This is a genomic window from Auritidibacter sp. NML120636, from assembly GCF_003185945.1.
GTDB lineage: Bacteria > Actinomycetota > Actinomycetes > Actinomycetales > Micrococcaceae > Auritidibacter > Auritidibacter ignavus.
The window spans coordinates 94,042-116,688 of record NZ_QHLO01000002.1 but is presented as its reverse complement, the minus strand read 5'-3'; the positions used below and the strand labels follow the sequence as shown (position 1 = coordinate 116,688).

Below are 22,647 nucleotides of genomic sequence, written 5' to 3'. Positions count from 1 at the left end.
CTTCAATCAACCTGTCCTCTCTCCAGCGGTGGGGCAGTTTCTGGTTCATCCATCTGCTGCAGTGTTCACCTATCGTGGCGTTCTGCGGTGTCGTCCTGACTGAGCGAACTAGCCGTCGTGACTGGCTCACCGGTGATAGTCTACGCGGATTCGCGCGCGGTTTCAGAGCACGACGGGGGTTCGTTCTAGTTCTCTGTGTGCGAAAACCCACCGGTAGAACCAAAACCCTGCTGGCCACGAACCGATTCCGGCAACTCCTCGACCACTTGGAAACAGGCCTGATAGACGGGCTGAATGACCAATTGCGCAATACGATCCCCCCGGTTGAGCACAATCTCGGTGTGAGGATCGGTATTGATCAGGGCCACTTTGAGCTCGCCACGATATCCCGCATCTATGGTGCCAGGCGCGTTAACGATGCTCAGGCCTTTTTTCGCAGCCAATCCAGAACGAGGGTGTACCAACCCCACGAATCCTTCCGGTAAAGCAATCGCAATCCCCGTGGAAGCCAGGTAGCGCTCCCCCGGACCCAGACGCACATCTTCTACCGTGACCAGATCGGCACCGGCATCACCGGGCTGAGCATAGTGCGGGACCGGGACATCGGGGGCTAAGAGTTGCAGGGCTACATCGATCTGAGGCATGGTCGAAGGTTCCTTTCTGGATCGTTTCCGAGATTATTTCCTGGGCTGGACTCCCGAGACTGGATGCACCGGTGTGCTCCAGCACGTATTCTGCCAGGGTTCGGCCTGTTTTCGGCCCCGGCTGGTGGCGAGCACCTTACCTGCAGGTCACTGCAACACCGGGAAAACACAACACCGGGAAAACATGAACAGAACAAAAATATGGGACCCTAGAATTATGAGCTCTTCACCGACGACTCCACACAGTCTTGATTCCGCCGATGATCCGGTGCTGTACCATGAAAAGCTTCGGGCCACACCCTGGATGTGGCTACTCGTGGTCCTTTTCGGTGTCCTCGGATACATGGTGCTGGCACCGATCAACGTCGCGGCCGGAATCGGCTCCGCTGTGGTATTGGCCCTGATCACCGTGGCCATTTTGGTCGGGATGGGCTCTGAAATTATTGTCACCAAACAGTTTTTACAAGTCGGTCGTGCCGGGATTGAACGACGATTCGTGGGCAACGTGACCGGATATCGCGGTGACGACGCCTTCGAACAGCGCGGTCAGAAACTTCACGGTTTGGCTTACACCAATCTGCGCAGTTGGGCCTCGCCGGTGGTGCGTATTCAAATTACCGACGAACGGGACCGCACTCCCTATTGGCTGACGTCAACCCGCAATCCTGAACAACTCGTTGATGCCCTCGGTGGGGCTATGTACGCCCGTCCCGAAGATCTCGAGGATGAGAACATCCCCGACTGGTTGCGCGAAGAACGAGAAACACAACAAGCACAACAGCGCGACGATTCCGAAGGTCACACCCCCACCGACTCCAACACCGATTAGCGCAACATCAGCCCCCGCGCTCAGCAACACTGCCGGCGCGACGCAGGAACGTCAGCTCAGGGACATAACAACGTAGTGGGCGGGCCCGGGTGTAACCGGGCCCGCCCACTACATGGTTGTCGATCAGTTGTTGCTCAACTGAACCTTGCTACCCTTCACAGTCGGTGCAATACAGCAGACCATTTTCTTCATAAGCCACCTGGGATCGATGTCGCACCAAAAAACAGGAGGCGCAGGTGAATTCATCAGATTGTGCCGGCAGCACAGTAACCTGCAGTTCTTCATTCGACAGGTCAGCGCCGGGCAGCTCAAACCCCTCAGCAGCTTCGGCCTCGTCTTCATCGACCGCGGCAGACTGCGTATCGGTCCGACGATTCTTCAACTCCTCAATGGAGTCTTCCCGGACCTCATCGTCGTTTTTGCGGGGCGCATCGTAATCAGTTGCCATATATTTGCTATCCACTCCACTAAGTCATCGACTGAACGCACAGGTGTCAGTGTCTGACAGGTTAATCTCGGTGATTGGTTCTTTTATTCCAGGCCCAAACCGATGGCTTACCGCGGTGCATGATCCCTGGAATGACCCTCGTGACAACGCGCTCACCGAGTATCATTTCGCAGAGAATCCTACTGTCCCCGACCAAAATTTCAAATCGCCAACAGTGAACACATCTTGAAGTGCCTTGAAGCGCCGTGTTGACCGCTTTATGGGATCGCTCACACTCGTCGATCCCCCTGCGATGTGTCGCCACACCGGGCGAGATTCTGGTGTAGTGGGGGCTGACGTGGCAGAGTTCAGCACAGAACTAGGACTATTCTGGAGGCAATTTATGGATTCACCGCAGTCACCAGACCATACCACCGCGTCCGGTGCACGTCGCGCCCAACCGTTGCGCCTCGTTGGTGTCGATGATGCCGGTGACCACCTGATTCTGTCCAATGATGCTGGCGAAGAGTTCTCCCTGCCGATCACCGATGCTTTACGTCATGCCACCACCCGCCCCATTGGCCGGCCCTCGGCGGCCGCAGCCGACGAGGCAGCAGCGGTGACGTTGTCTCCCCGAGATATTCAATCCAAGATCCGCGCCGGCTACTCTGTGGACGAGCTGGCTTCTCGGTACGACGTCAGCCTGGACCGGTTGAAGATCTACGAGGCCCCGGTGCTAGCCGAACGCCGCTGGATTGTTGATCAGGCCCGCGCGATCGAAGTCTCTTCTCCGCAATTAGGTCACGATATTTACCGGGCCGTTTTTGGTGAAGAACCGGCTCTGCTGGAACCCATGGTGCGACACCGGCTGGCGGCACTGGGCTTAGACACCTCCACCCTGGAATGGGACGCGTGGAAGGAAGAGGGCTCCAACCACTGGACCATCTCGGCCAGTTTCCAAGATAACGGCGCCCAAACCCAAATCGGCGACGAGCCGGTGGCCCGCTGGAGTTTCCGTCCCGCCGCCAAGCATGTCGATAATCTCAACCGGTGGGCCCAGGTGCTCTCCGAACTCGAACCACTCGATACTCCTACCGCGACACCCACCCGACGGCTGAGCGCAGTGTCATCAGCGGAACGTGTTTTTGACGTGGAATCCACCGAAAAGCCTGACCCGCGACCGCGACGGCATTTTGATTCCGATGCGCAAGAAGAGTTACTCGAGGTCCTGCACGCCCGACGCGGGCAACGGTTGGGCGTCGATGAAGACGCTGATGACGAGCTAGCGATGATGATCACTCGCGAGGAGCACCCCACCTCCTGGACTGGACCACGTCTGGTGGTCAGCGGGGAATCCGATTCCGCTAAACCTGCTGAGTCTGAGACAGCTGATCAGACCGATCCGGATACGGAACAACCGGGGCAGCAGGAGCCGGAGCCGTCCACGCGGGCAGGGGTCGAGGACGAGTCAAGCCAACCAGAGAAGTCTACATCATCACTGTCTTCTGTCTCATCCTCTGAATATGAGGGTCAAACCGATGCCTTTGACGGGATGGATGAGGCCTCTCGCGGTAACGCCTTGCACCAGCAATCCACCCAACACCACCAGGACGGCAAAGACGGGCGGAGCGGTAGCTCCGCGTCTAAGTCCACACGCAAGCGTCCCCGGGTGCCCAGCTGGGACGAGATTATGTTCGGCACCCGCAAAGACGACTGAGACGAAGCGCTACTCTACAGCCTCCGCTCGTTGTGAGATTTCTCAGTCGATCACCAGCAGTGGCACCAGGCGTTCATCGTCGGTGGTCGATCCGTGGTGGCCCCACATCTCCCAGGACATCGCTGAAGCCCGGAGTGAGTCGTAGAGTGCGATATCGCTCTGGGCTACCACCAGCAGGTCTCCAATACGGGGCACCACCCGGGGTTCTAAGGGCCCGAACCAGCCGTCGTGTTCTGCTCGGTCGCGACTAATGACGATGGCTACTTCGCCATAGATTTTCTCCCACCGTTGCTGGATCTCGCGCCGGTGACTGTCGTCGGCCTCGGGAGCGAAATACAACTGGAAAAAGCGAGGTTCCCCGGCCGTGTGCAGCACGCCGTCGTAGAGTTCGGAATGTTCTCGGGTGTCCAACCGGTCTGCCGGGGCAATGGTGACCATACCGTGGTCGGCCGTCAGGAGCACGTTCACCGGGTGGCCGATCGTCGATAGTTTTCTGCGTAGCCGACGCATGTGACTATCGATCGCTTCCAGTACCTCAATCCATTCGGCAGAACCGACCCCGTGACGGTGCCCTGCTTTATCCAGTTCCGGGATATACAGGTAGACAAGCGCGCCGGGTCGTTGCAACTCCGTCAACGCCTTATGAAAGCGGGCTCCCAGGGACCGTGCCCCCACAAAGCGCGGACCGCGCAAACCAGCCCGGGTCAGCCCGCTGTCAGCAAACTCCGGCAAGGAGACCGTGACGGCCTCCAGCGGTGCCTGCACACTCTCAAAAAGTGTGGGATGGGGTTGCCATTGTTCGGGATTAACCTCCGGGTCCCAGTTGCCCAGCTGGTTAATAACCTGGCCACGATCCGGGTCGAAACTGTCATAGCCCACTAGTCCGTGTCGGCCGGGTAACAACCCTGTGGCCATCGAAGTCAAAGCGCTCGCCGTGGTGGTGGGTAACACCGTAGAGATTTCGGTTGGGGCACCACCGGTAGCAGCAGCGTGATCTCCTTGGCGGGTGAGCATCTGGCGCAAGGTGGGAGCGTAGGAAGAGTAGGCCACCAGCTGGCGGATTCCTAGCCCGTCGACCAGAATCACCATGCCAGACCCAGCCTGGGGAAGCTGCAGGCTCGTCGTCGCGACCGGCTGGGCATCAGACGAGGGCCTCAGCGAATTCAGCAGGGCCGGAACAACGTCCCAGATCCCCGGAGACTGGGGGTAGTGCGTATGACGATCGATCATCAGCGATGCTGGTCCCGAGCGGTCAAAAAGGTGGTCCGCAGGGTGCGGGCAAAGGCCAGGGCCTGGTCCACAGCCTGTTGGCCCTCGGCTTCGGCAGCGACCCGCAGAGCAAGATCTTCTGGTGTACTGGTTCCGGTCACCCCGTGGTCGGCAGAACAGTCGGGATCCGGGCAGACTGCCGGGACCAGCTCCAGGCGCTGATTGCCACGCCACAACACGCTCAGGGTCACCTCAGCCACCGGCAGATCCGGAGTCCACGTGGCCGGCTGGTCGTGGACGGTGGTGACCGAGACCGAGTCCAGCGCATCCAGCGGGACCATCTCGGTGGTCACTTGCGCCCGGGTGGCACCTGCGTATTCTTCGGCGACGAAGTCGGTCAGGTGCACGGCAGCCAGTGCGGTGTCGGTCAGTGCCAAGACCGTCAGGTGGCGGTGTAGGTCGTTGTAGTCCACGTGGGTCTCCACGTGGACTAGCGAAGCGAGGATCTCACGGGAATCGAGTTGATCGTACAGCGCACTGATCACCAGTTCGGGGTAGAACCCAGCGTGGTAAATGTCTGACCAGGGTGACAGCGAGGTATCGATGTCCGAGGAGAGGTCTGTCATGATCCCATCATAAAGCGTAACCGGTGGTCTGCTACTGGATATCTCATCATCCGCTCAAGGCCCGGCGGGCTGAGTCGGTCCGGCGAGCTGCGTTGGCCAGCTGGACTTCTGCTTGGAGCACGCTGACGTTGTCTTCGGAGGCCAATAGTGGCGAGAACCGCACCCGCACCACCTGGGGTAAGTCATGGGCCAAGATCGACAGCCGTCCGAGTACTTCTTTCACCCCGTGAATATCGGCCGGACGAAGCCCACCGTAGCCAAAGAGTTTGGCGGCCGCCCGCGGGGTGCGCACCATCCGTTCCAGATCTGCGCTGGTTAGCGGTGGCACCATATGCACCCAGTCGTGGAGGAGTTCTACGGCGTCACCGGAGATCCCGAAGGACACCACCGGTCCCAACAGCGGGTCTTCCACGGCCACCACCGTGCAACCTTGACCGGCCGGTGCCATCGATTGCACCTCGAGTTCAGGGCTACCGTAGCGGGTGAGCACCTCACGCATTTGGGCGACATTGCCTCGCAGTGATTCAGCATCGACAATATTCAGGCGCACCCCGCCAAGATCCAAGCGGTGGCGCAGATTGGCGTCCACGGCTTTTAGGGCGACCGGGAAGCCAAGTTCTTCAGCAGCGGCCACAGCTTCGTCTGCGGTACTAAATCCCCGGGATTCCAACACCGAGATCCCGTAGCACGCCAACAGCTCGGCGGTTTGGTGCTGATCCAGAGCCAGCAGGTCGGTGCCGACGGCTTCTTGGGCCCATTCGGTGACCAGATCAACGGCACGGTGCCGATCAAGATCAGAGTATTCGAGTTCTTTGCCCTGATCGGCGTCCCGCCAAGCCTGGTAGCGAGTCAGCTGGGCAATGACTTTCAGCGCGCTTTCCGGAGTACTGAAGACCGGTAGTCCGTGCTGGGCCGACAGTGTGATTTCTTCCGCGGCTTCAGCTTCGGTGCGTTCCCGGTAGGTGCCCGCACCGAAAACGCCGGTCGGGGTAAAGGCCTGGTCCAGCACCGCGGTAAAGCAGGCCAGCACAGTAACCTCAGTGTCGGCAGCGATCTCACCGAGTTGATTGGCCAATTCTCGGGCATCGCCAGGCAACTGAGTCATGGCTGACTGCACGCAGACCAGTACGGTATCGACCTGTTGCGATTCCACGGCCTGTTCAATGGCCTCGGAGAAGGCACCGAAAGCCTGCTCGACGGTATGGTCTTCAGGCAGTCCCGACACCGCGTCCCGGCGAGTAACCTTCAGACCCTGCATTTCGGCCGATTCGGCAACTAGCTCGTTAATAGCAACCGCATTGCCGATCACGCCGAGCCGGTCGCCACCAGGGACCGGCTGACAGGCCAGCACCTGGAGGACGTCCATCATGTGGGCGGTGGAGTTGGTCTGAATCACCCCGGCCTGGTCCAGCATCGATTCCACGGTGCCCAGCGGAGCCTGGGTGGTACGGGTGGAGTGACCGGGAGGCAACCGGCGTCCCATGGCCGGTGAACTGGCCAACACCACCGGTTTCTTCCGCGAGAGACGCCGTCCGATACGGGAGAACTTCCGCGGATTACCGAAGGATTCCAGATAAATACCCACCGCTGAGGTGTAGGGATCGTCTTCGAAGTATTGCATCGCATCGTTACCGGACACATCGGCACGGTTCCCGGCCGAAATCACCGAGGAGACCCCGATGCCACGTCGGCTGGATTCGGTGTAGAGATTAGCGCTGAGCGCAGCCGATTGGGAGAACAGTCCGATGGAGCCACGTTTGGGCATCGCCGCAGCCACCGAGGCGTTGAGCGAAACCTCGGGGTCGGTGGAAATAATTCCGGCCGAGGCGGGCCCGATCAGACGCATCCCGTAGGAACGAGCCAAGGAGACCAGCTGGCGCTGGCGGTCTATGGCCGAAGTGTCCTGGGCACTCAGATCGGAGACCACCACCAGACCGCGCACACCTTTGGCCGCACAGTCACGAATGACCTTATCAAGCTGGTGATCCGGCACCGCGATCACCGCGACGTCCACATCGCCGGGAGCCTCAGCGATGGACCCCAACGAGATCATCCCGGCCAGCTCGAGTGCTTCGGGGTTGATGCCGTAGACCGGTCCGGTGAACTTGCCTTCAATGATATTTTCCATCAGCGCGTAACCGACCGACCCCCAGTCCCGCGAGGCACCGATCACCGCAATGGATTCGGCCCGTAGCAACTCACCCAAGGACTTGGCTTCGGCGCGGTGTTCGCGCGATTCCATGACCGCACGCGTTTTGGCGGTCTCGTCCAGCGGAAATTCCACAACAATGACACCGTCTTCAAAAGAGCGTTTGATATCGAAGCCGGCGGCCTGGAAGACGGAGAGCATCTTCTGGTTCTCGGGCAACACGTCGGCCACGAAACGCCGGATCCCGTTCTCGCGGGCGGCTTCGGCCAGGTGTTCCATCAGAATCGAGGCCAGTCCGCGACCGGAGTGCCGGTCGGCGATATTGAAGGCAACCTCGGCGTCGTAGGAGTTGGGCAAGCGATCATATCGGCCAATGCCAAGCAGTTCGTCGCCGTGCAAGATCACGAACGCGACCCGGTCGCGATAGTCCACGACGGTAAAACGCTCGAGCTCTTTGGCTGACAGCGAGGACTTATACGTAAAATAGCGAAAGTAGATAGAGTCCTGGGACTGATGCTGGTGCATCTGTTGTAGCGCCTGCGCATCATGAGGTGACACCGGGCGCATCCGGGCAGTGGCACCATCGGCGAGTACGACATCTGCTTCCCAATGAGCTGGATATGCACGGTCTGTGGTGAGCTCTCCCATAGACTCAGCTTAGACTCTGGACCGATATCAGCGAAAGTATAGACCGAAGAGGACCATGGCGAAAAAGTCGACACCGCGTTCCACCGCTGACAGCAAGCTGGCGCCCCAAACCGTGCCGGACCAGGAACAGAAGATCATCGATATCGATGTGTCTGCCGAGATGGAACAGTCCTTTTTGGAATATGCCTATTCGGTTATTTATTCTCGCGCCCTGCCCGATGCCCGGGACGGACTAAAACCGGTGCAACGTCGCATCCTGTACATGATGAGCCAGATGGGGCTGACCCCAGAGAAAGGGCACGTGAAATCGGCGCGCGTGGTGGGCGAAGTGATGGGTAAGCTCCACCCGCACGGTGATGGGGCCATTTATGACGCAATGGTGCGGTTGGCTCAGGACTTTAATATGCGCCTGCCACTGGTGGATGGTCACGGGAACTTCGGCTCGGTCGATGACGGTCCAGCGGCCTCTCGGTACACCGAGGCGAAGATGACCCGGGCCGCGGTGGCGATGACCGCCGATATTGGTGAAGACACCGTAGAGTTTGAGCCCAACTACGATAATCAGATCTTCCAGCCCTCGGTGTTGCCAGCGGCCTTTCCGAACCTGTTGGTCAACGGCGCCTCCGGTATTGCGGTGGGGATGGCCACCAATATGCCACCCCACCACTTAGGTGAGGTTATTGCTGCCGCCCAACACCTGCTGGCCCACCCTGAGGCCGATACCGCCGCGTTGATGAAGTTTGTGCCCGGCCCGGACCTGCCCTCGGGTGGCAAGATCGTGGGGCTGGAGGGCATTAAAGAGGCCTATGAAACCGGCCGTGGCTCGTTCAAGATGCGGGCCAGCATCACCGTGGAGCAGGTCAGTGCTCGCCGGACCGGTTTGGTGATCACCGCCCTCCCCTACGGGGTGGGGCCGGAAAAGGTGATCGATAAGGTCAAGGACGCGGTCAATAACAAAAAAGTCACCGGCGTGGCCGACGTGGTGGATCTCACCGACCGGCATCACGGGCTACGGATGGTCATTGAGCTGAAGTCCGGGTTCAATCCGCAGGCAGTGTTGGCTCAGCTGTATAAGCACACTCCGTTGGAGGAATCCTTCGGGATCAATAACGTGGCCCTCGTCGATGGCCAGCCGCGCACGCTGGGACTAAAAGAACTGCTTCACGTCTATGTACACCACCGACTCACCGTGGTGCGTCGGCGCACCGAATACCGGTTAGGCAAACGCCGGGACCGGCTGCATTTGGTCCAGGGACTACTGTTGGCACTCGTCGATATTGACGAGGTTATTGAGATCATCCGCTCCTGCGATGACGCTGCAACGGCCCGGTCACGACTAATGATGGTCTTTGACCTCACCGAGGTACAAGCCGACCATATTCTGCAGTTGCGACTACGACAGCTGACAAAGTTCTCCCGGATCGAACTCGAATCTGAACAGGCAGAGCTTACGGCAGCGATCGCCGAACTGGAAGCGATTCTGGCTTCTGATGACAAGCTCCGCGAAACTGTCTCGGACGAGCTGGGGCAGATCGCAGAGAGTTTCTCCGACCCGCGCCGCACAACCTTGCTGAAGTCCGAGGAATTGGCGCCGGTCCCCTCGACCGCCCAGGCGAAGAAGTCCCCGGAGAAAGCTGCCTCGGCGATGATGATCGCCGATGACCCGTGCTGGGTAATTTTGTCGACCTCTGGTCAGCTGGTGCGCACTGTGGATCGAACCCCGCTCGTGGCCGCCGGGCGACGGAAACGCCATGATGTCTTCCAGTCGGTGGTCGCGACCACCGCCCGCGGCGAAGTGGGCGCGGTGACCTCCACGGGGCGGATTATTCGATTCAATACGGTCGATGTACCGGTGCTCAGTCAACCTACCGAATCGCCGACAATGACCGATGCGGTGAAGGTCTCGCAGTTCCTTCCCTTACCGGACCGAGAAGACCTCGTCGGCCTGGTGCCACTCAATAAGGTGCTGGCACTGGCGACCCGCCAGGGTGTCATCAAGCGGGTGCGGGATGAGTGGCCGTTGAACCAGGACGAATTTGATGCCATTAGCCTAAAGACCAACGATCAGGTGGTGGCAGTCGCCGTGGCCGACCGTGACGACGACACGATCGTGTTAATCACCGCCCAAGCACAGCTCTTGCGGTTTGAAGCCAGCAAGGTGCGCCCTCAAGGGCGCCACGCCGGTGGGGTGGCCGGCATCAAGCTCTCCGAGGAGGATGAGGTCATTGCCCTGGGCGTCATACCGGCTGTCGCAACCGAGCAGGCGGAGGTGGTGACCGTCACCGAGGCAGAGGAAGACCTGTTAGGCGCGGTGGGGTCAGCTAAGCGTAGCCTGCTCAGTCAGTTCCCGGCCAAAGGCCGGGCGACCAGGGGCGTGCGCGCTCACCGGATGCTACGTGGCGAGACCGGGCTGAAACTCGCCTGGGCCGGAAGCGATCCGCGCGGTAGTACCAGCGGTGGTACGGCTCGGAACCTGCCCACTGAGCACAGTGACCGGGATGCCTCCGGTGTGCTATTGGATTCGGCCGTAGAGACCGTGGGGACCGCCAGCTCACCGGTGACCGTAAACAGCGCGTCGGCACCGTCCGAACCATCCGACCAGCAACCGGAAGGATTGTTCTAGCCCCTGCCCACGCACCGGCTAACCCAGCGTCACCGCCTGGTTTCCAGCGGTGGCGAATCGGGAATCGTGGGTGACCATCACCACGGTTCGATCGGCCAAGGCCCTCTTGAGATCCGCTACGAGGTGCGCTGCTTCATCGGCACCTAGGTGTGCAGTGGGTTCATCCAAGAGCACGACGTCAGCACGAGCGATGAGAGCCCGGGCGACAGCGATGCGTTGACGTTGACCGCCGGAGACAAAATGTCCGGAGGGGCCCAGTCGAGTGTCGAGCCCGTTCGGGGCCACCTCGAGCCAGTCGGCCAGTCCCACGGTTTTCAGGGCACGGATGAGCTCGGCATCCTCGGGTCGGTCATCCGGGTCGCGGGCCAGAGCCAGGTTGGAGCGTAGCGTGGAGTCAAAAAGATACGCCTCCTGCGGGCACCAGGCGATCGCGCCCAGGGCAGATTCCGGGCCGATGATGCTGTCAGTACCGGACTCGGTGGCGTCTGTGCGCCGGGTGGCATGCAGGACCATGCGCCCGGATTGTGGTCGCAAGAAACCCAGCAGTACCGCCAACAGCGTGGACTTTCCAGACCCTGACGGTCCGGTAACCACACAAAAGTCACCGCGGGTGGCCTGCAAGCTCAAATCTGCCAGTACTAACGGTCCGTGTGGCGCATAAGCCACGTCAATCTGGTCAACCTCCACCGCGCTGACGACCACATCGCGATGGTGGGCGCGCTTCTGTTCAGCCACGTCGTCAGTCGCCGGTGGGGTGGGCACTGCCTCGACCTGCACCCAACCACCAGTGGCGGTCTGCGAGGTCTCCAGTAATGGACCGATCTTCTGCAGTTGCCGGCGGAGAATTGAGAACTCTTGAACCCCTTGGTTCAACAGTCCGAAGGGCTCGGCGAGGGCGAGCATCATCATCACCACCAGCGCGGTATGAGGGGCGTTGATGCCGTGTTGGACGCATTCCCACATGATCTGGATGGCGGCCCAGCCGGAGACCAATGAGGATAGCCCCTGGCCAAGGCCGGCAACCATCGAATGGCGTTTCAAGGGGCGCTGGTGGTGGAGATCCCAGCGGGCAAAGCGTTCCGAGGCCACCGTTGCGCCCCCATTGCCGGCCAAATCTGCGGCCGCTGTCAACAGTCGGGAGGTTTGCGACATCACCTGGGTGCGGTGATCGGCCAGCATCGCCGTCGACCGCGCATCGCTGAGAGCAACCAAGCCCGGGATGACGACGATGCCGAAAAGTCCGGCAACCAGGGCGGGCCACCAGGCTCCGGGGGCGAAGTACATGGTTATCCCCAGCGTCGCCAACCACGCGATCACCGCGGCGGGAATGGGGACGATAACGCGCGGTACTGCATCGCGCAATTCGTCAACGTCGGAGATCAACACCGACAGGGCGCCACCGGTGCGGGTCAGTCGGGTCCACTGTTGCGCTTGGGAGCCTAGAGCGTCCCAAATCTTCAGGCGCAAGTCATCAGCCCAGGACAGCACCGCGTCGTGGACCGCCAAGCGTTCGGCGTAACGAAACACTGCCCGGCCGATGCCGAAGAAACGCACCGCGACAATGATGGCCAGCAAGTAGAGGATCGGGGGCTGGTAAGAGGCCTGCACAATGAGCCATCCGGACAGGGCCGATAGGAGCGCGGCGGAAAGCACGGCAGCGGCCGACCAAAAGACTCCGGCCAGGAATTTTCCGCGGTTCAACGGCAAGAACCGGATCCACTGTCCCAGGCTGAGCCGGTGGTTCTCGGTGTCGTGTGGCTGGTGCGCCCTGTGGTGGTCTGGGGAAGACCTCTGGGGCGTGGTAGCGCTATGCTCCGCCTGGTCGGTGATTCGTGCACCGGCAGACACGGTATCTGCTACCGGTGTGGTCGCAGCGTGTGTCACGGTCTGAACGGTCGTGGCATCGGTCGTCACCCTGGCACCGTCCACCAAATGGTCGGCCAGGTGGTGCACTTCGGGATCGTGGGAGGCCACCACCATCGTGATCGGTGGAAGCAGTGGTGTCTCGCCGACGTGGTGCGTGCGATCGGTCGCTTTAGGGAGACGTCGTTGTCTCAGCGTGGCCAGCGTCTCCCGGACGGCGTCAGCGGAGGCTGGATCCAAGTGGGCGGTGGGCTCATCCAGTATCAGTAGCCAGCCACGGGCGTCGTCACCGGCGGCGAGTAACCGGATGACCACGCGGGCGAAGCCCAGGCGCCGGCGCTCCCCGGGGCTGAGATCGTTGACGATGCGGGATTGATAGTCGACCAGCCCGCTCGTAGCCAAGGCGTGAGCCACCAAGGACTCGACGGTATCGGCGGTGGCCTCAGGGCGGTCCAGTCGGACATAGAACTCCAATTCCTCGGCCACGGTGGGTTCACTGAAATTGGGGTGCTGGGCCAACCAGGCCACATGGAGCTCATCGAGGCCGCTCACCCTGCCACGGAATTCTGCTTCGGCCTCGGTGAGTACTCCGGCCAAGGCGTTGAGCACCGTAGATTTTCCGGTCCCCGAGGCCGAACCGAACACGGTGATTTCTCCCGGTGCCAAGCTCAAACTCAACCCGGTGACCACCGGGTCTAACACCTGCATCCGATGGGTCGGGCCCGCATGGTTCTTGTGGGCCAGCACTTTGGCCCGTCGTGGGTCATCGTGGTGGAGCGCCCGAATATCGGGGAGTTTTTCCGCTGTGATTTCGGTGAAGGAGCGGTAGGCAATGCTGAGGTTGTCGATGGAGACAGTGCCCGTTTCATAGGTTGACTCAGCCCGCAGGGATTCGGCGAGGGTTTTGGCTTCGGGCTGGTTGATCTGTTCGCGAGCGCGTCGCAGGGCGTCCACACCGTCTTCGGAAGAGTGGAAGGCAGAGCCAACATCACGGAAGGGCAAATATACTTCCGCGGCCAGGGTGAGCACCATCAGGCCCACGTTGAGTTCTAGTCCCCCGTAGACCAGACGCACCCCGATCAACACCGCGATCACCGCCACCGACAGGGTCGCGATGAGTTCCAGAGCCAGGCTGGACATAAACGCGGCTCGTAGGGTGGACATGGTGGTGCGTTGGTATTTTTCTGACACCGTCGCCAAGGACTTCCGCTGCACCCCAGCACGGCGCAACCCAACGAGCACGGGCAGACCGCGGGCGAGCTCTAATAAGTGATGCGAGAGCCGATTGAGCCCCGCGGTGGCGTCATCGACCCGGGATTCGGTATACCGACCGATCAGGATCATAAAGACCGGGATCAGGGGCACAGTGATGACCAAAATGAGTGCCGAAACCCAGTCGTGTAGCAGAATCCAGCCGCCAAGCAGAACGGGAATGACCAGGGCGGAAAGTAGGGCCGGCAGGAACTCGGTGTAGTACTTATCCAACCCATCGAGACCTTTGGAGGCCAGTACCGCGTCTTCGCCGGCTCGATCGGCGTGTTCGCCGGCGGCGTTGAGCCGATGAGTGACCAGCTGGGCGCGCAAATATTCTTTTTCGCCCAGCGCGGCCCGGGAGGCCAACACCTGTTGGCCCCAGACGGCGACACCGCGCAACACCGCTCCCCCGAAGCCAGTCACCACGGGAGCGAGGAATTCGGCTGTGAAGGCAGCTTGGGCTAGTGATTCGACGATGCCCGGTGAGGTGGCCGGAGGATTGAAGAAGAGGTCAATGAGTTGGGCTGCGTCCTGGGTGGGCAGTGAGGCAGCCAGCTGCGAGATGCCTCGGGCGATCCCGATGGCAATCAGGATCCATCCGAGAGCTTTCACCACGGCGAGGACGCCGAGCCCTATCAGAGCACGGCGTCCTGTCGCAGAGGTTGGTAGTTCTGGTTTCAGACCGGAGTCACGACCTTGGATTCAGGGATATGGGTTTCGGCGATCCGCTTGCGGAACACCCAGTAACTCCAGCTACTGTACGCCAAAACGATCGGCACGAAGATCGCTGCGACCACGGCCATCACGGTCAACGTGTAATCCGAGGAGGAGGCGTTGTTGACGGTAAGGTTCCACGCGTCGTTGAGCGTAGAGGGCAACACATTGGGGTACAGCGCCCAGAAGATCGCTGCCACACCGGCGGCAACGAAGACCGTCATCCCAAAGAAGGCCCAACCTTCACGTTCCTGGGCCGCGAAAACCAGTGCGGCAATCATGCCTGCCACGGCGACAACAAGCAGGATCCACGGCATCACCTTCGGGTAGAGGATCAGGACACCGACAGCCCAGCCGGCCATCGGTAACAGGTAGACCCACAGCCACCGGGACAGGTGGCGTTTGGCGGCTGCTCGTGGAGCGCCCATGGTCTTCAGGCCGAGGAAGGCCCATCCCTGAGCCAAGGCGAAACCAACCACGGCCAGTCCGCCGATCACAGCCCAAGAGTTCAGCCAGACGAAGGCGTGACCCACTCGGTCACCGTTCTCATTCAGTGGCAGACCGGTGGTGGTGATGGCCAGCATCGCCCCGACACAGAAGGCTGCCGTCAACGACCCGAGACACAGTGCCCAATCCCACAAGTTACGCACTCGTGTGGTGTGGGCTTTGCCCCGATACTCGATCGCGACCGCGCGGAAGATGAGCCCCAGCAGGGCCAGGGTCAGCGGGATGTAGAGGGTTGAGAACAACGAGGCGTACCACATTGGGAAAGCCGCGAAGGTGGCGCCACCGGCGGTGATCAACCACACTTCGTTGCCGTCCCACACGGGGCCAATCGTGTTCAGCAACACACGACGTTGGGACTCGTTGCGAGCCCAGAACTTCATGAGCATTCCGACACCGAGGTCGAAACCCTCAAGCACGAGGTATCCGGTCCAGAGCACTGCAATGAGGATGAACCACAGGGTGGGAAGAAATTCCATGATGGCGTGATTACCTTTCTCTACTGGGTTCTCTCATTTAGTACGCGAAGGACAGAACATCAGAGGAATCTTTGTTCTGGTCATCCCCGTCGTTTTCTTCATCTGCAGTCAGCTCCGGCATACCTGCCGGCACACCACCGCGGATGTAACGGACCAACAGAACCACTTCGACCACCAGCAACACCGCATAAACCAGAGTGAGGACGATCAGCGAGAACAAAATCTCACGCCCGTCGACTCCCGGTGACACCGCGGCAGCGGTAAACTGCCAGACCTGATCCACTCCGGTGGGGTCGGGGTTGGGGGCGACCGTGAAGGGTTGACGCCCCATTTCCGTGAAGATCCAACCGGCCGCGTTGGCGCCAAACGGTGCCAGGATCGACAGCCAGGCGGCGTGCATCAGCCACGGAGTTTGCGGCACGGTGCCCTTGCGCCCCAGGAAGAGTCCAATAGCGGCTGCCAAGGCCGCCAGACCACCAAAGGTGATCATCAGCCGGAAGCCCCAGTAGGTGACTTCCATGACCGGCAGGTACTCAATCTCTGACCCGGCACGTTCACCGTACATGGGGTCGTCGGGCAGGTGGGTACCGAAGTTTTCTTCATAAATCGGGATCAGGGTGTTCACACCGGGGACGTCGGTGTTGAAGTCGCCGTAGGCCAGGTAGGACAGCAGGCCCGGAATCTCAAAGACGCCCACCACGTCATCACAGGTGGTGGCTCCGTCGGTATTGGAAATATCTCCGACCGTCAGCACCGAGAAACCGGTCCCGTCGTGGCAGGCAGCTTCAGCGGCTGCCATTTTCATCGGTTGCTGTTCGATCATCATTTGAGCTTGAGCGTGACCGGTAAAGGCCGTGCCTAGGAAGGCACCCAGGGCGATCCAACCACCCCAGCGGAACGAGGTCCGCCACACGGTATGGTCAATACCGTCACGAGCTTTGGAGCCGGTGGCACCAATGATCACTTCGCCGTTGGTGTTGACGGAGTCGATACCGTCTTTGCGACGCTTCCACAGGTGGTACCAGGCCACACCGAAAAGCATGGAGCCGGCCACGGACAGGGCGCCGAAAATGGTATGGGGGAAGTGCACCAACAAGGTGGGGTTAGTTAGCACGGCCCAGATATCGATCATCTGAGCTCGACCATCGGCGTATTCAATGCCGACTGGGTGCTGCATGAAGGCGTTTGCGGCCAGAATGAAATAGGCCGACACCACCGAACCAATCACCGCGGCCCACAGAGTCGCTAAATGCAAACGAGGGGAAATTCTGCCCCAGCCGAAAATCCAGATACCGAGGAAGACCGATTCCAAGAAGAATGCGATCAGAGCTTCCATGGCCAGCGGGGCACCGAAAACGTCGCCAACGAACCGGGAGTATTCGCTCCAGGCCATTCCGAACTGGAACTCCTGGACAATACCGGTGGCTACACCCATGATGAAGTTGATCAAAAAGATCTTGCCCCAGAACTTCGTCATGCGTAAATAGTGTTCTTTACCGGTGCGATGCCACATGGTCTGCATTGACACCAGCACAATACCGAGGCCGATTGTCAATGGAACCATCAGGAAGTGGTAAACGGTCGTGATACCGAATTGCCACCGGGCTACCTCAAGTGGATCCATCAGGATTCCTTCCTCACGAGCGCCTAACGCGCCGACGAATGCAAGAGATGGGTCGAGTTCGGCTGTGGTCGACCTCGGTCAAAACCCTGTCGCCAAGGCCTCAAACTCGAGGCTCAAACGGTGATACGACACGATGCTCGCAGTGAGACTCACTCCGTACAACGCTTGATCGCCGGATAAGCTACCACCATCATAACCACTTTTCTACGCTGCGTAGAAAAGATTTCTACACGTTGTAGAAAATTCGCCTAGACTGAGGTCAACACACGGTGCCCCGGTAGCGTATGACGCAGATCAAGCAGGCGCGCCCCGTGAAAAGCACCCGAGAGCAACGGTCGTGGATATGGCATCAGGCCACTATGTCGTCATAGTGCACCGAAACTTCTACAATGCGTAGAATAAATCTACTACCGTGACCGTCAGCCCCAAGGAGTACAGAGTATGAACACTGGTTCATTAGGACAGCTGGAACAAGCCGTCATGAATCTGCTGTGGGATTCCTCTGCGCCGATGACCGCTAATGACTTACGCGAGCGATTAGAGCAGCGTACCGGCTCCACCAAGAATACTCCGGCGATCACCACGATCCTGACGGTGCTGACCCGGCTGACGAAAAAAGGTTTTGTGAATAAGGACCAGCAACAGCGTCCGCACACCTTCACCGCCCGAGCAACCCGGGAAGCCCACACCGCTGATGTTTTGCACGAGGTCCTCAACCAGGCGCCAGATCGTCAAGCGGTGCTTGCTCAATTTGTGGGCTCCATTAACTCTGAGGAACTCGCGACTCTTCGGAGCATCCTGAATGCTCGCGACGAATCACTCAGTCAGTAAACTAGAGGGGCTCAGTCCCTTAACCGCAACGCCGTCCGCCCATTCGTCGCATTCTCGACCCACGTTGTTATGGCCCCCATTCTTCTCGCCCTCGTGGCCGTGCTATTGGCCTGGCCCGTACCTGTGCTTCTGGGGCGCGCCCAGTGGCCTGCTCGCGCTCCCGTGGCAGCGATGATTTTATGGCAAGCGGTGGGGCTCGGTGGCGGTCTAGCCCTGATTTCAGCACCCTTGCTCTATGCAGTCCGCAAATTCGGCTCCGGGCTCATCCCTGCCGGGACAGAAATATTCGAGGCGATCACCAACCACGGTTTATTCGCTCTCCACCTCGACCCACGCTGGGGTGGGCTAGAGATCGTGGCTGGAACCCTGGCAGTCGCCATCGGCGTACATCTGGTGCTGAGCCTGGTGTACTCCGCATGGCGAACCACCCTGGAGCGTCGTCGCCACCGCGAGACGGTGCAGTTACTCTCCGAAGTCATCCACGACCCCACGGCCTCTGAGACCCTGACCCCATACCAACGCAATTCCGGTGGCGTCACCACTTTGTTGCTCCCCTCCGAGCACCCGCTGGCCTACTGCATTCCCGCACTGTCCGGCTCGTATACCGTGATCTCTCAGGGATTGATGGAGCGACTAACCGAGGCCGAATTGTCAGCGGTGATCGAACATGAAAAGGCCCATTTGCGTCAGCGTCACGACCTATTGCGGGTGGGGTTTGAGGCCTGGCACCGGGCGGCATCCTGGCTGGTCGCCACCGAGACCTCACGGATTGCGGTGACCACGCTCACCGAGATGCTTGCCGATGATGCAGCTCTGGCGCGCATCGATCGCGCGACCTTAATCCGGTCTATGGCCATGGTTGCCAGCCACGACTCCCCACATACCATCGCCAAACCCCTCTCCTCGGACCAGCCGGCCGACCGCACTACCTCGGTAACCGCGGTACGACTCAAACGGCTCCTCTCCAGCCGCCCCCCTCTACCCGGTTGGCAACAAGCCCTGATCATCACCCTGGCAGCCTGCCTGTTGATTGTCCCGGCAGCCCTGACGCTGTGCGGGGTGTAAGAAAACTAACAGGCTTTCATTAAGGCCAAATGCCGTCAACTTCTTCGTGACCGATAGAGTAAGAAGACATGGCTAGGCGAGCGGTCGTCGCGAACCCTATCATCGCGATTGCCCCAGACCTGGTTCCGCGAAACTGAAGTCTCCGCGTCATCGTGCCCTACCCCAGACCAGGTGGGGCTTTTGATCAACACCTCGGTCATCCGCACCCACCTGGAACCAGCGGTGTCCGTGGTGGTTCACGACAAAATGGGACTGCCGAGCTCGGCCATGAACTTTGACATCACCAACGCCTGCCTGGGATTTGTCAACGGGATGGGGTTGGCCGCGACCATGATTGATTCAGGACAAGTGGACTAGGTGGTGGTCGTTGCCGGAGAAGATGCTTCCAAGGTACACGAAGCCACCAACCGCGATGCCTTCCTCTCCCAATTCGCCACCCTGACCCTGGGATCAGGGGCCGCCGCTGCGGTTATTGGGCCGAGCGACCGTCACCCCGAGGGGCACCGCATCCTGCACAGCGTCACCCGGGCAGGTACCGAGTTCAACCATTTGTGCGCCGGAGACCATAAGGGCATGAGCACCGACTCCGCGGCTCTGCTAGCCAATGGTCTCGACCTGGTCATGGCTGCCTGGAACGACGCCGACCCGGCATGGAAGTGGTCCGAGGCCGACCGCTACATCACCCACCAGGTCTCCTCCCAGCACACCAACGCCATTATTCAGGCCGCCGGGATTGACCCAGACAAGATCCCGGTCACGTTCCCGGATTTGGGCAATATCGGACCCGCCGCGCTACCGGTGACCTTGGCCCGGGAAAAAGACATGCTGAGCCCCGGCGATTCTGTGTTGTGCATGGGTGTTGGCTCCGGACTCAACGTGGCCATGCTCGATCTGCAGTGGTAATAGCCCCACCCGGTCCACACCCTCGAGAAAGAAGAGTGTTGCTGTGATTGTGACTCGTGCCGCCCATCAACCCGACTCCGAGACCATGCAGACCGAGCTTCCCGGTTTCCGTCCAGAGTTTTCTCACCTGGTCACTCTCGCACGAGCAGAACATCCCGCCGGCTTCCACGTCATGGACACCGGCCCGGCTCTCGAAGCCCAGGGACTGACCCCCCACGCCACCATCGTGGCCGTACACGGCAACCCCACCTGGTCGTATCTGTGGCGCGCATTGCTCAACACCACCTACGACCGGGCCGTCTCCGACCCACAACGATACCCAGTCATCCGGGTGATCGCCCCCGACCAGCGGGACATGGGACTCTCCGACCGGTTAGCCCACCGGCGACTGCCTCGTCACAGCGGCAATGGTGGCGACTACCTGGCCCTGGAGGATCGGATCACCGATCTGCAGGAATTGCTCACAGTTCTCATCCCGGAAGCTGAGCACCCGGTCTTCACCCTCGGCCACGACTGGGGCGGGGTCATCTCCTTGGGCGCTGCTCTGCGAGCGCATCAGGCTGGATCCCATCACCTCGCCGGGCTGATGACACTGAACACGGCCGTGCACCAGTCCGAGGACGATCCCCTTCCTGCTCCCCTGCGGTGCGCGATCCACTGAACCTGCCTTACCGGCGCCAAGCCGACCGTGGCGGTGTGGGCGGGTTCGTCGCCGACATCCCCACTGATGCCACCCACCGCAGTGCTCCTGCGCTCCGCCGAGTGGCCACAGCACTCAGCGAGACCTCGTTACCGGCCCTGATCATCTGGGGTGCTACAGATCCGGTATTCCAGGATCGCTACCTCAACGATTTGCGCCAACGCCTGCCTCAAGCCGATGTGCACCGAGTGGAAACCGGCGGGCACCTGATCGTCGAAGACGTCGACTACGCCGCTATCGTCCTGGAATGGGTCTCCCAACAACTCTCCGCCGACGACAACTCTCCTACCGTCAACACCACCGCCACCATCACACACAGTGGTCACTCTGCCAACCAACCCCGCCCCGCCGGCTCAGCCCACGAGGTGCCCTACCAGCCACTGTGGGAGTTCCTGTACCGTGGCGAAGACTCCGCAGCTGCGGCCCTGGTGGATATGTCGGTCAGCGACCGCGGAAAACCCTTCACCGTTTCCTGGGCTCAGCTTTCCCAGCTCGTGGCCGCCATAGCCCAGGGGCTGTGGGATCTTGGACTGCGCCCCGGGGACCGGGTCTGCATCCTGGTTCCTCCCGGACGTGATCTGACCGCGGGACTTTACGCACTGTTGCGCATCGGCGGTGTCGCGGTAATTGCCGATCAAGGGCTGGGGATCACCGGTATGACCCGAGCTGTTCGTAGCGCCAACCCGGACTGGATTATTGGTGAAACCCCCGGACTGATCCTGGCTCGCGCCCAGGGATGGCCAGGCCGTCGCATCTCGGTGTCCACCCTGTCCACTCCGCTGGCTGGCGTACTGGGCGTCGAAGACTCGCTCTATGGTATGGCACTGCGCGAGAAAACCACTACCCGGCTTTCAGCCCTACAGGCTCCCACCCCGGACCCCGAGAGTCTGGCCGCCATCCTGTTCACCTCCGGCTCCACCGGGCCGGCCAAGGGTGTGCGCTACACCCACACCGGGCTCTCCCACCTCACCCAGCTGTTGCGCGATACCTTCGGCGTCACTCCCGGCGCCTCGCTTTTGGCTGGGTTCGCGCCCTTCGCGCTGCTGGGCCCGGCCATTGGTGCGACCTCGGTCACCCCGCGCATGTCGGTCACCAAACCGGCAACCCTGACCGCCTCTGCTCTGGCCGATGCGGCCATTGCCGGTCAGTCCACGATCGCCTTTGGTTCCCCGGCGGCATTGCGCAATGTGGCAGCAACCGCCCGGGAACTCTCCCGTGCCCAGCGCGAAGCACTGGCCGGGATTACCATGATGCTCTCGGCCGGGGCTCCGGTGTCCCAGGACCTAGTCAGAGATATTCAGGTGTTGATGCCACAAGCCGAGATCCACTCCCCGTATGGCATGACCGAGCCGCTGGCAACCCCGGTGTACTGGTGGGCACCCCGGCCGGTGAAGTCCGCCTTACCATGGCCCCGCTGGATGACCATGGTATCCCGGCCGAAACACTGTATAACCCCGAGGATTCGGTGGACCAGCTGGGCGAAATCGTGGTGTCGGCCTCCCATATGCGCCAAGGCTATGACGCACTGTGGTACATCACCGCTCAAGCCTCCCACGATCAGCTCGACGGGTTACGCTGGCACCGCACCGGCGATATCGGGCACCTGGATGCGCACGGCCGACTCTGGATCGAAGGACGCACCCACCACGTCATCTCCACCCCGGCTGGACCCCTGGGTCCGGTGCACATCGAAGAAAACGTCGCCGCATTACCAGAGGTATACCGGGCTGCAGCTGTCGGACACGGACCGGCCGGCACCCAAGCGCTGGTGGTCATTATCGAACCCGAGCGTGAGGTCACTGGCCCAATCAAGCCTGGACTGGCTCCCACCCAACTGA

At 60.7% G+C, this 22,647-nt stretch carries 15 protein-coding genes and 1 pseudogene; 8 read left to right on the top strand and 8 right to left on the bottom strand.

Translation table 11 applies throughout. From position 1 onward, the window contains the following. Window positions 1-185: 185 nt before the first annotated feature. Complete coding sequence (gene dut, locus DCC25_RS02330) at window positions 186-644, bottom strand: dUTP diphosphatase (RefSeq protein WP_110100474.1); 459 nt, start codon at window positions 642-644, stop codon at window positions 186-188. A 217-nt stretch (window positions 645-861) separates the two neighbouring features. Between dut and DCC25_RS02325 the strand changes: the two genes are divergently transcribed. Further along, a complete protein-coding gene (locus tag DCC25_RS02325; RefSeq protein ID WP_110099699.1) occupies window positions 862-1,473 on the top strand; it encodes a DUF3093 domain-containing protein in 612 nt (203 codons plus the stop codon). 148 nt (window positions 1,474-1,621) lie between these two features. Here the strand turns inward: DCC25_RS02325 and DCC25_RS02320 are convergent, their stop codons facing one another. After that, window positions 1,622-1,921: a DUF4193 domain-containing protein gene (locus DCC25_RS02320; RefSeq protein WP_110099700.1), complete on the bottom strand. Its 300-nt coding sequence runs from the start codon at window positions 1,919-1,921 to the stop codon at window positions 1,622-1,624. 337 nt (window positions 1,922-2,258) lie between these two features. On the opposite strand from DCC25_RS02320, the gene sepH reads away from it, so the two are divergent. Continuing rightward, on the top strand, window positions 2,259-3,617 hold the full coding sequence (gene sepH / locus DCC25_RS02315) for a septation protein SepH (RefSeq protein WP_158524703.1): 1,359 nt from the start codon (window positions 2,259-2,261) through the stop codon (window positions 3,615-3,617). Window positions 3,618-3,659: 42 nt separating this feature from the next. On the opposite strand, the gene DCC25_RS02310 is transcribed toward sepH, so the two are convergent. Genes DCC25_RS02310 through DCC25_RS02300 form a run of 3 tightly spaced genes read right to left on the bottom strand, consistent with a single transcriptional unit; the run spans window position 3,660 to window position 8,249 of the window. Continuing rightward, the gene (locus tag DCC25_RS02310; protein WP_110100472.1) at window positions 3,660-4,847 is read right to left on the bottom strand and encodes an alkaline phosphatase family protein; all 1,188 of its coding nucleotides are present in this window, start codon (window positions 4,845-4,847) and stop codon (window positions 3,660-3,662) included. Beyond that, window positions 4,847-5,452 (bottom strand): DUF5998 family protein, encoded by a 606-nt coding sequence (locus DCC25_RS02305; RefSeq protein ID WP_110100471.1) that lies wholly within the window; start codon window positions 5,450-5,452, stop codon window positions 4,847-4,849. Before DCC25_RS02305 ends, DCC25_RS02310 begins: the two co-directional genes overlap by 1 nt. Window positions 5,453-5,498: 46 nt before the next feature. After that, window positions 5,499-8,249: a bifunctional GNAT family N-acetyltransferase/acetate--CoA ligase family protein gene (locus DCC25_RS02300; protein WP_110100470.1), complete on the bottom strand. Its 2,751-nt coding sequence runs from the start codon at window positions 8,247-8,249 to the stop codon at window positions 5,499-5,501. A gap of 55 nt (window positions 8,250-8,304) precedes the next feature. Here DCC25_RS02300 and DCC25_RS02295 point away from each other — a divergent pair, with 55 nt between their 5' ends. Beyond that, window positions 8,305-10,872 (top strand): DNA topoisomerase (ATP-hydrolyzing) subunit A, encoded by a 2,568-nt coding sequence (locus DCC25_RS02295; RefSeq protein WP_110100469.1) that lies wholly within the window; start codon window positions 8,305-8,307, stop codon window positions 10,870-10,872. Between the two features lie 18 nt (window positions 10,873-10,890). Here DCC25_RS02295 and cydC read toward each other — a convergent pair whose 3' ends face one another. The 3 genes from cydC to DCC25_RS02280 form a co-directional block, all read right to left on the bottom strand. Then, window positions 10,891-14,604 (bottom strand): thiol reductant ABC exporter subunit CydC, encoded by a 3,714-nt coding sequence (gene cydC / locus DCC25_RS02290; RefSeq protein ID WP_110100468.1) that lies wholly within the window; start codon window positions 14,602-14,604, stop codon window positions 10,891-10,893. 62 nt (window positions 14,605-14,666) lie between these two features. Further along, window positions 14,667-15,686 carry a cytochrome d ubiquinol oxidase subunit II gene (cydB, locus tag DCC25_RS02285; RefSeq protein WP_110100467.1) on the bottom strand — a complete coding sequence of 340 codons (1,020 nt, stop codon included), beginning with the start codon at window positions 15,684-15,686 and terminating at the stop codon, window positions 14,667-14,669. Between the two features lie 37 nt (window positions 15,687-15,723). Further along, window positions 15,724-17,310 carry a cytochrome ubiquinol oxidase subunit I gene (locus DCC25_RS02280; RefSeq protein WP_110100466.1) on the bottom strand — a complete coding sequence of 529 codons (1,587 nt, stop codon included), beginning with the start codon at window positions 17,308-17,310 and terminating at the stop codon, window positions 15,724-15,726. Between the two features lie 441 nt (window positions 17,311-17,751). Here DCC25_RS02280 and DCC25_RS02275 point away from each other — a divergent pair, with 441 nt between their 5' ends. The 5 genes and pseudogenes from DCC25_RS02275 to DCC25_RS02260 all read left to right on the top strand — a co-directional run bounded on the left by DCC25_RS02275 (window position 17,752) and on the right by DCC25_RS02260 (window position 22,647). Next, window positions 17,752-18,141: a BlaI/MecI/CopY family transcriptional regulator gene (locus DCC25_RS02275; protein ID WP_110100465.1), complete on the top strand. Its 390-nt coding sequence runs from the start codon at window positions 17,752-17,754 to the stop codon at window positions 18,139-18,141. Between the two features lie 69 nt (window positions 18,142-18,210). Continuing rightward, window positions 18,211-19,206, top strand: coding sequence for a M56 family metallopeptidase (locus tag DCC25_RS02270; protein ID WP_110100464.1), 996 nt, complete (start codon window positions 18,211-18,213; stop codon window positions 19,204-19,206). 165 nt (window positions 19,207-19,371) lie between these two features. Continuing rightward, a pseudogene (locus tag DCC25_RS02265) lies at window positions 19,372-20,109 on the top strand (3-oxoacyl-ACP synthase III); the annotation flags it as partial. 43 nt (window positions 20,110-20,152) lie between these two features. Beyond that, entirely contained in the window at window positions 20,153-20,770 is a 618-nt protein-coding gene (locus DCC25_RS11855) for an alpha/beta fold hydrolase (protein WP_334228380.1), read from the top strand. After that, complete coding sequence (locus DCC25_RS02260; protein ID WP_334228381.1) at window positions 20,755-22,647, top strand: alpha/beta fold hydrolase; 1,893 nt, start codon at window positions 20,755-20,757, stop codon at window positions 22,645-22,647. The genes DCC25_RS11855 and DCC25_RS02260 overlap by 16 nt, the downstream gene beginning before the upstream one ends.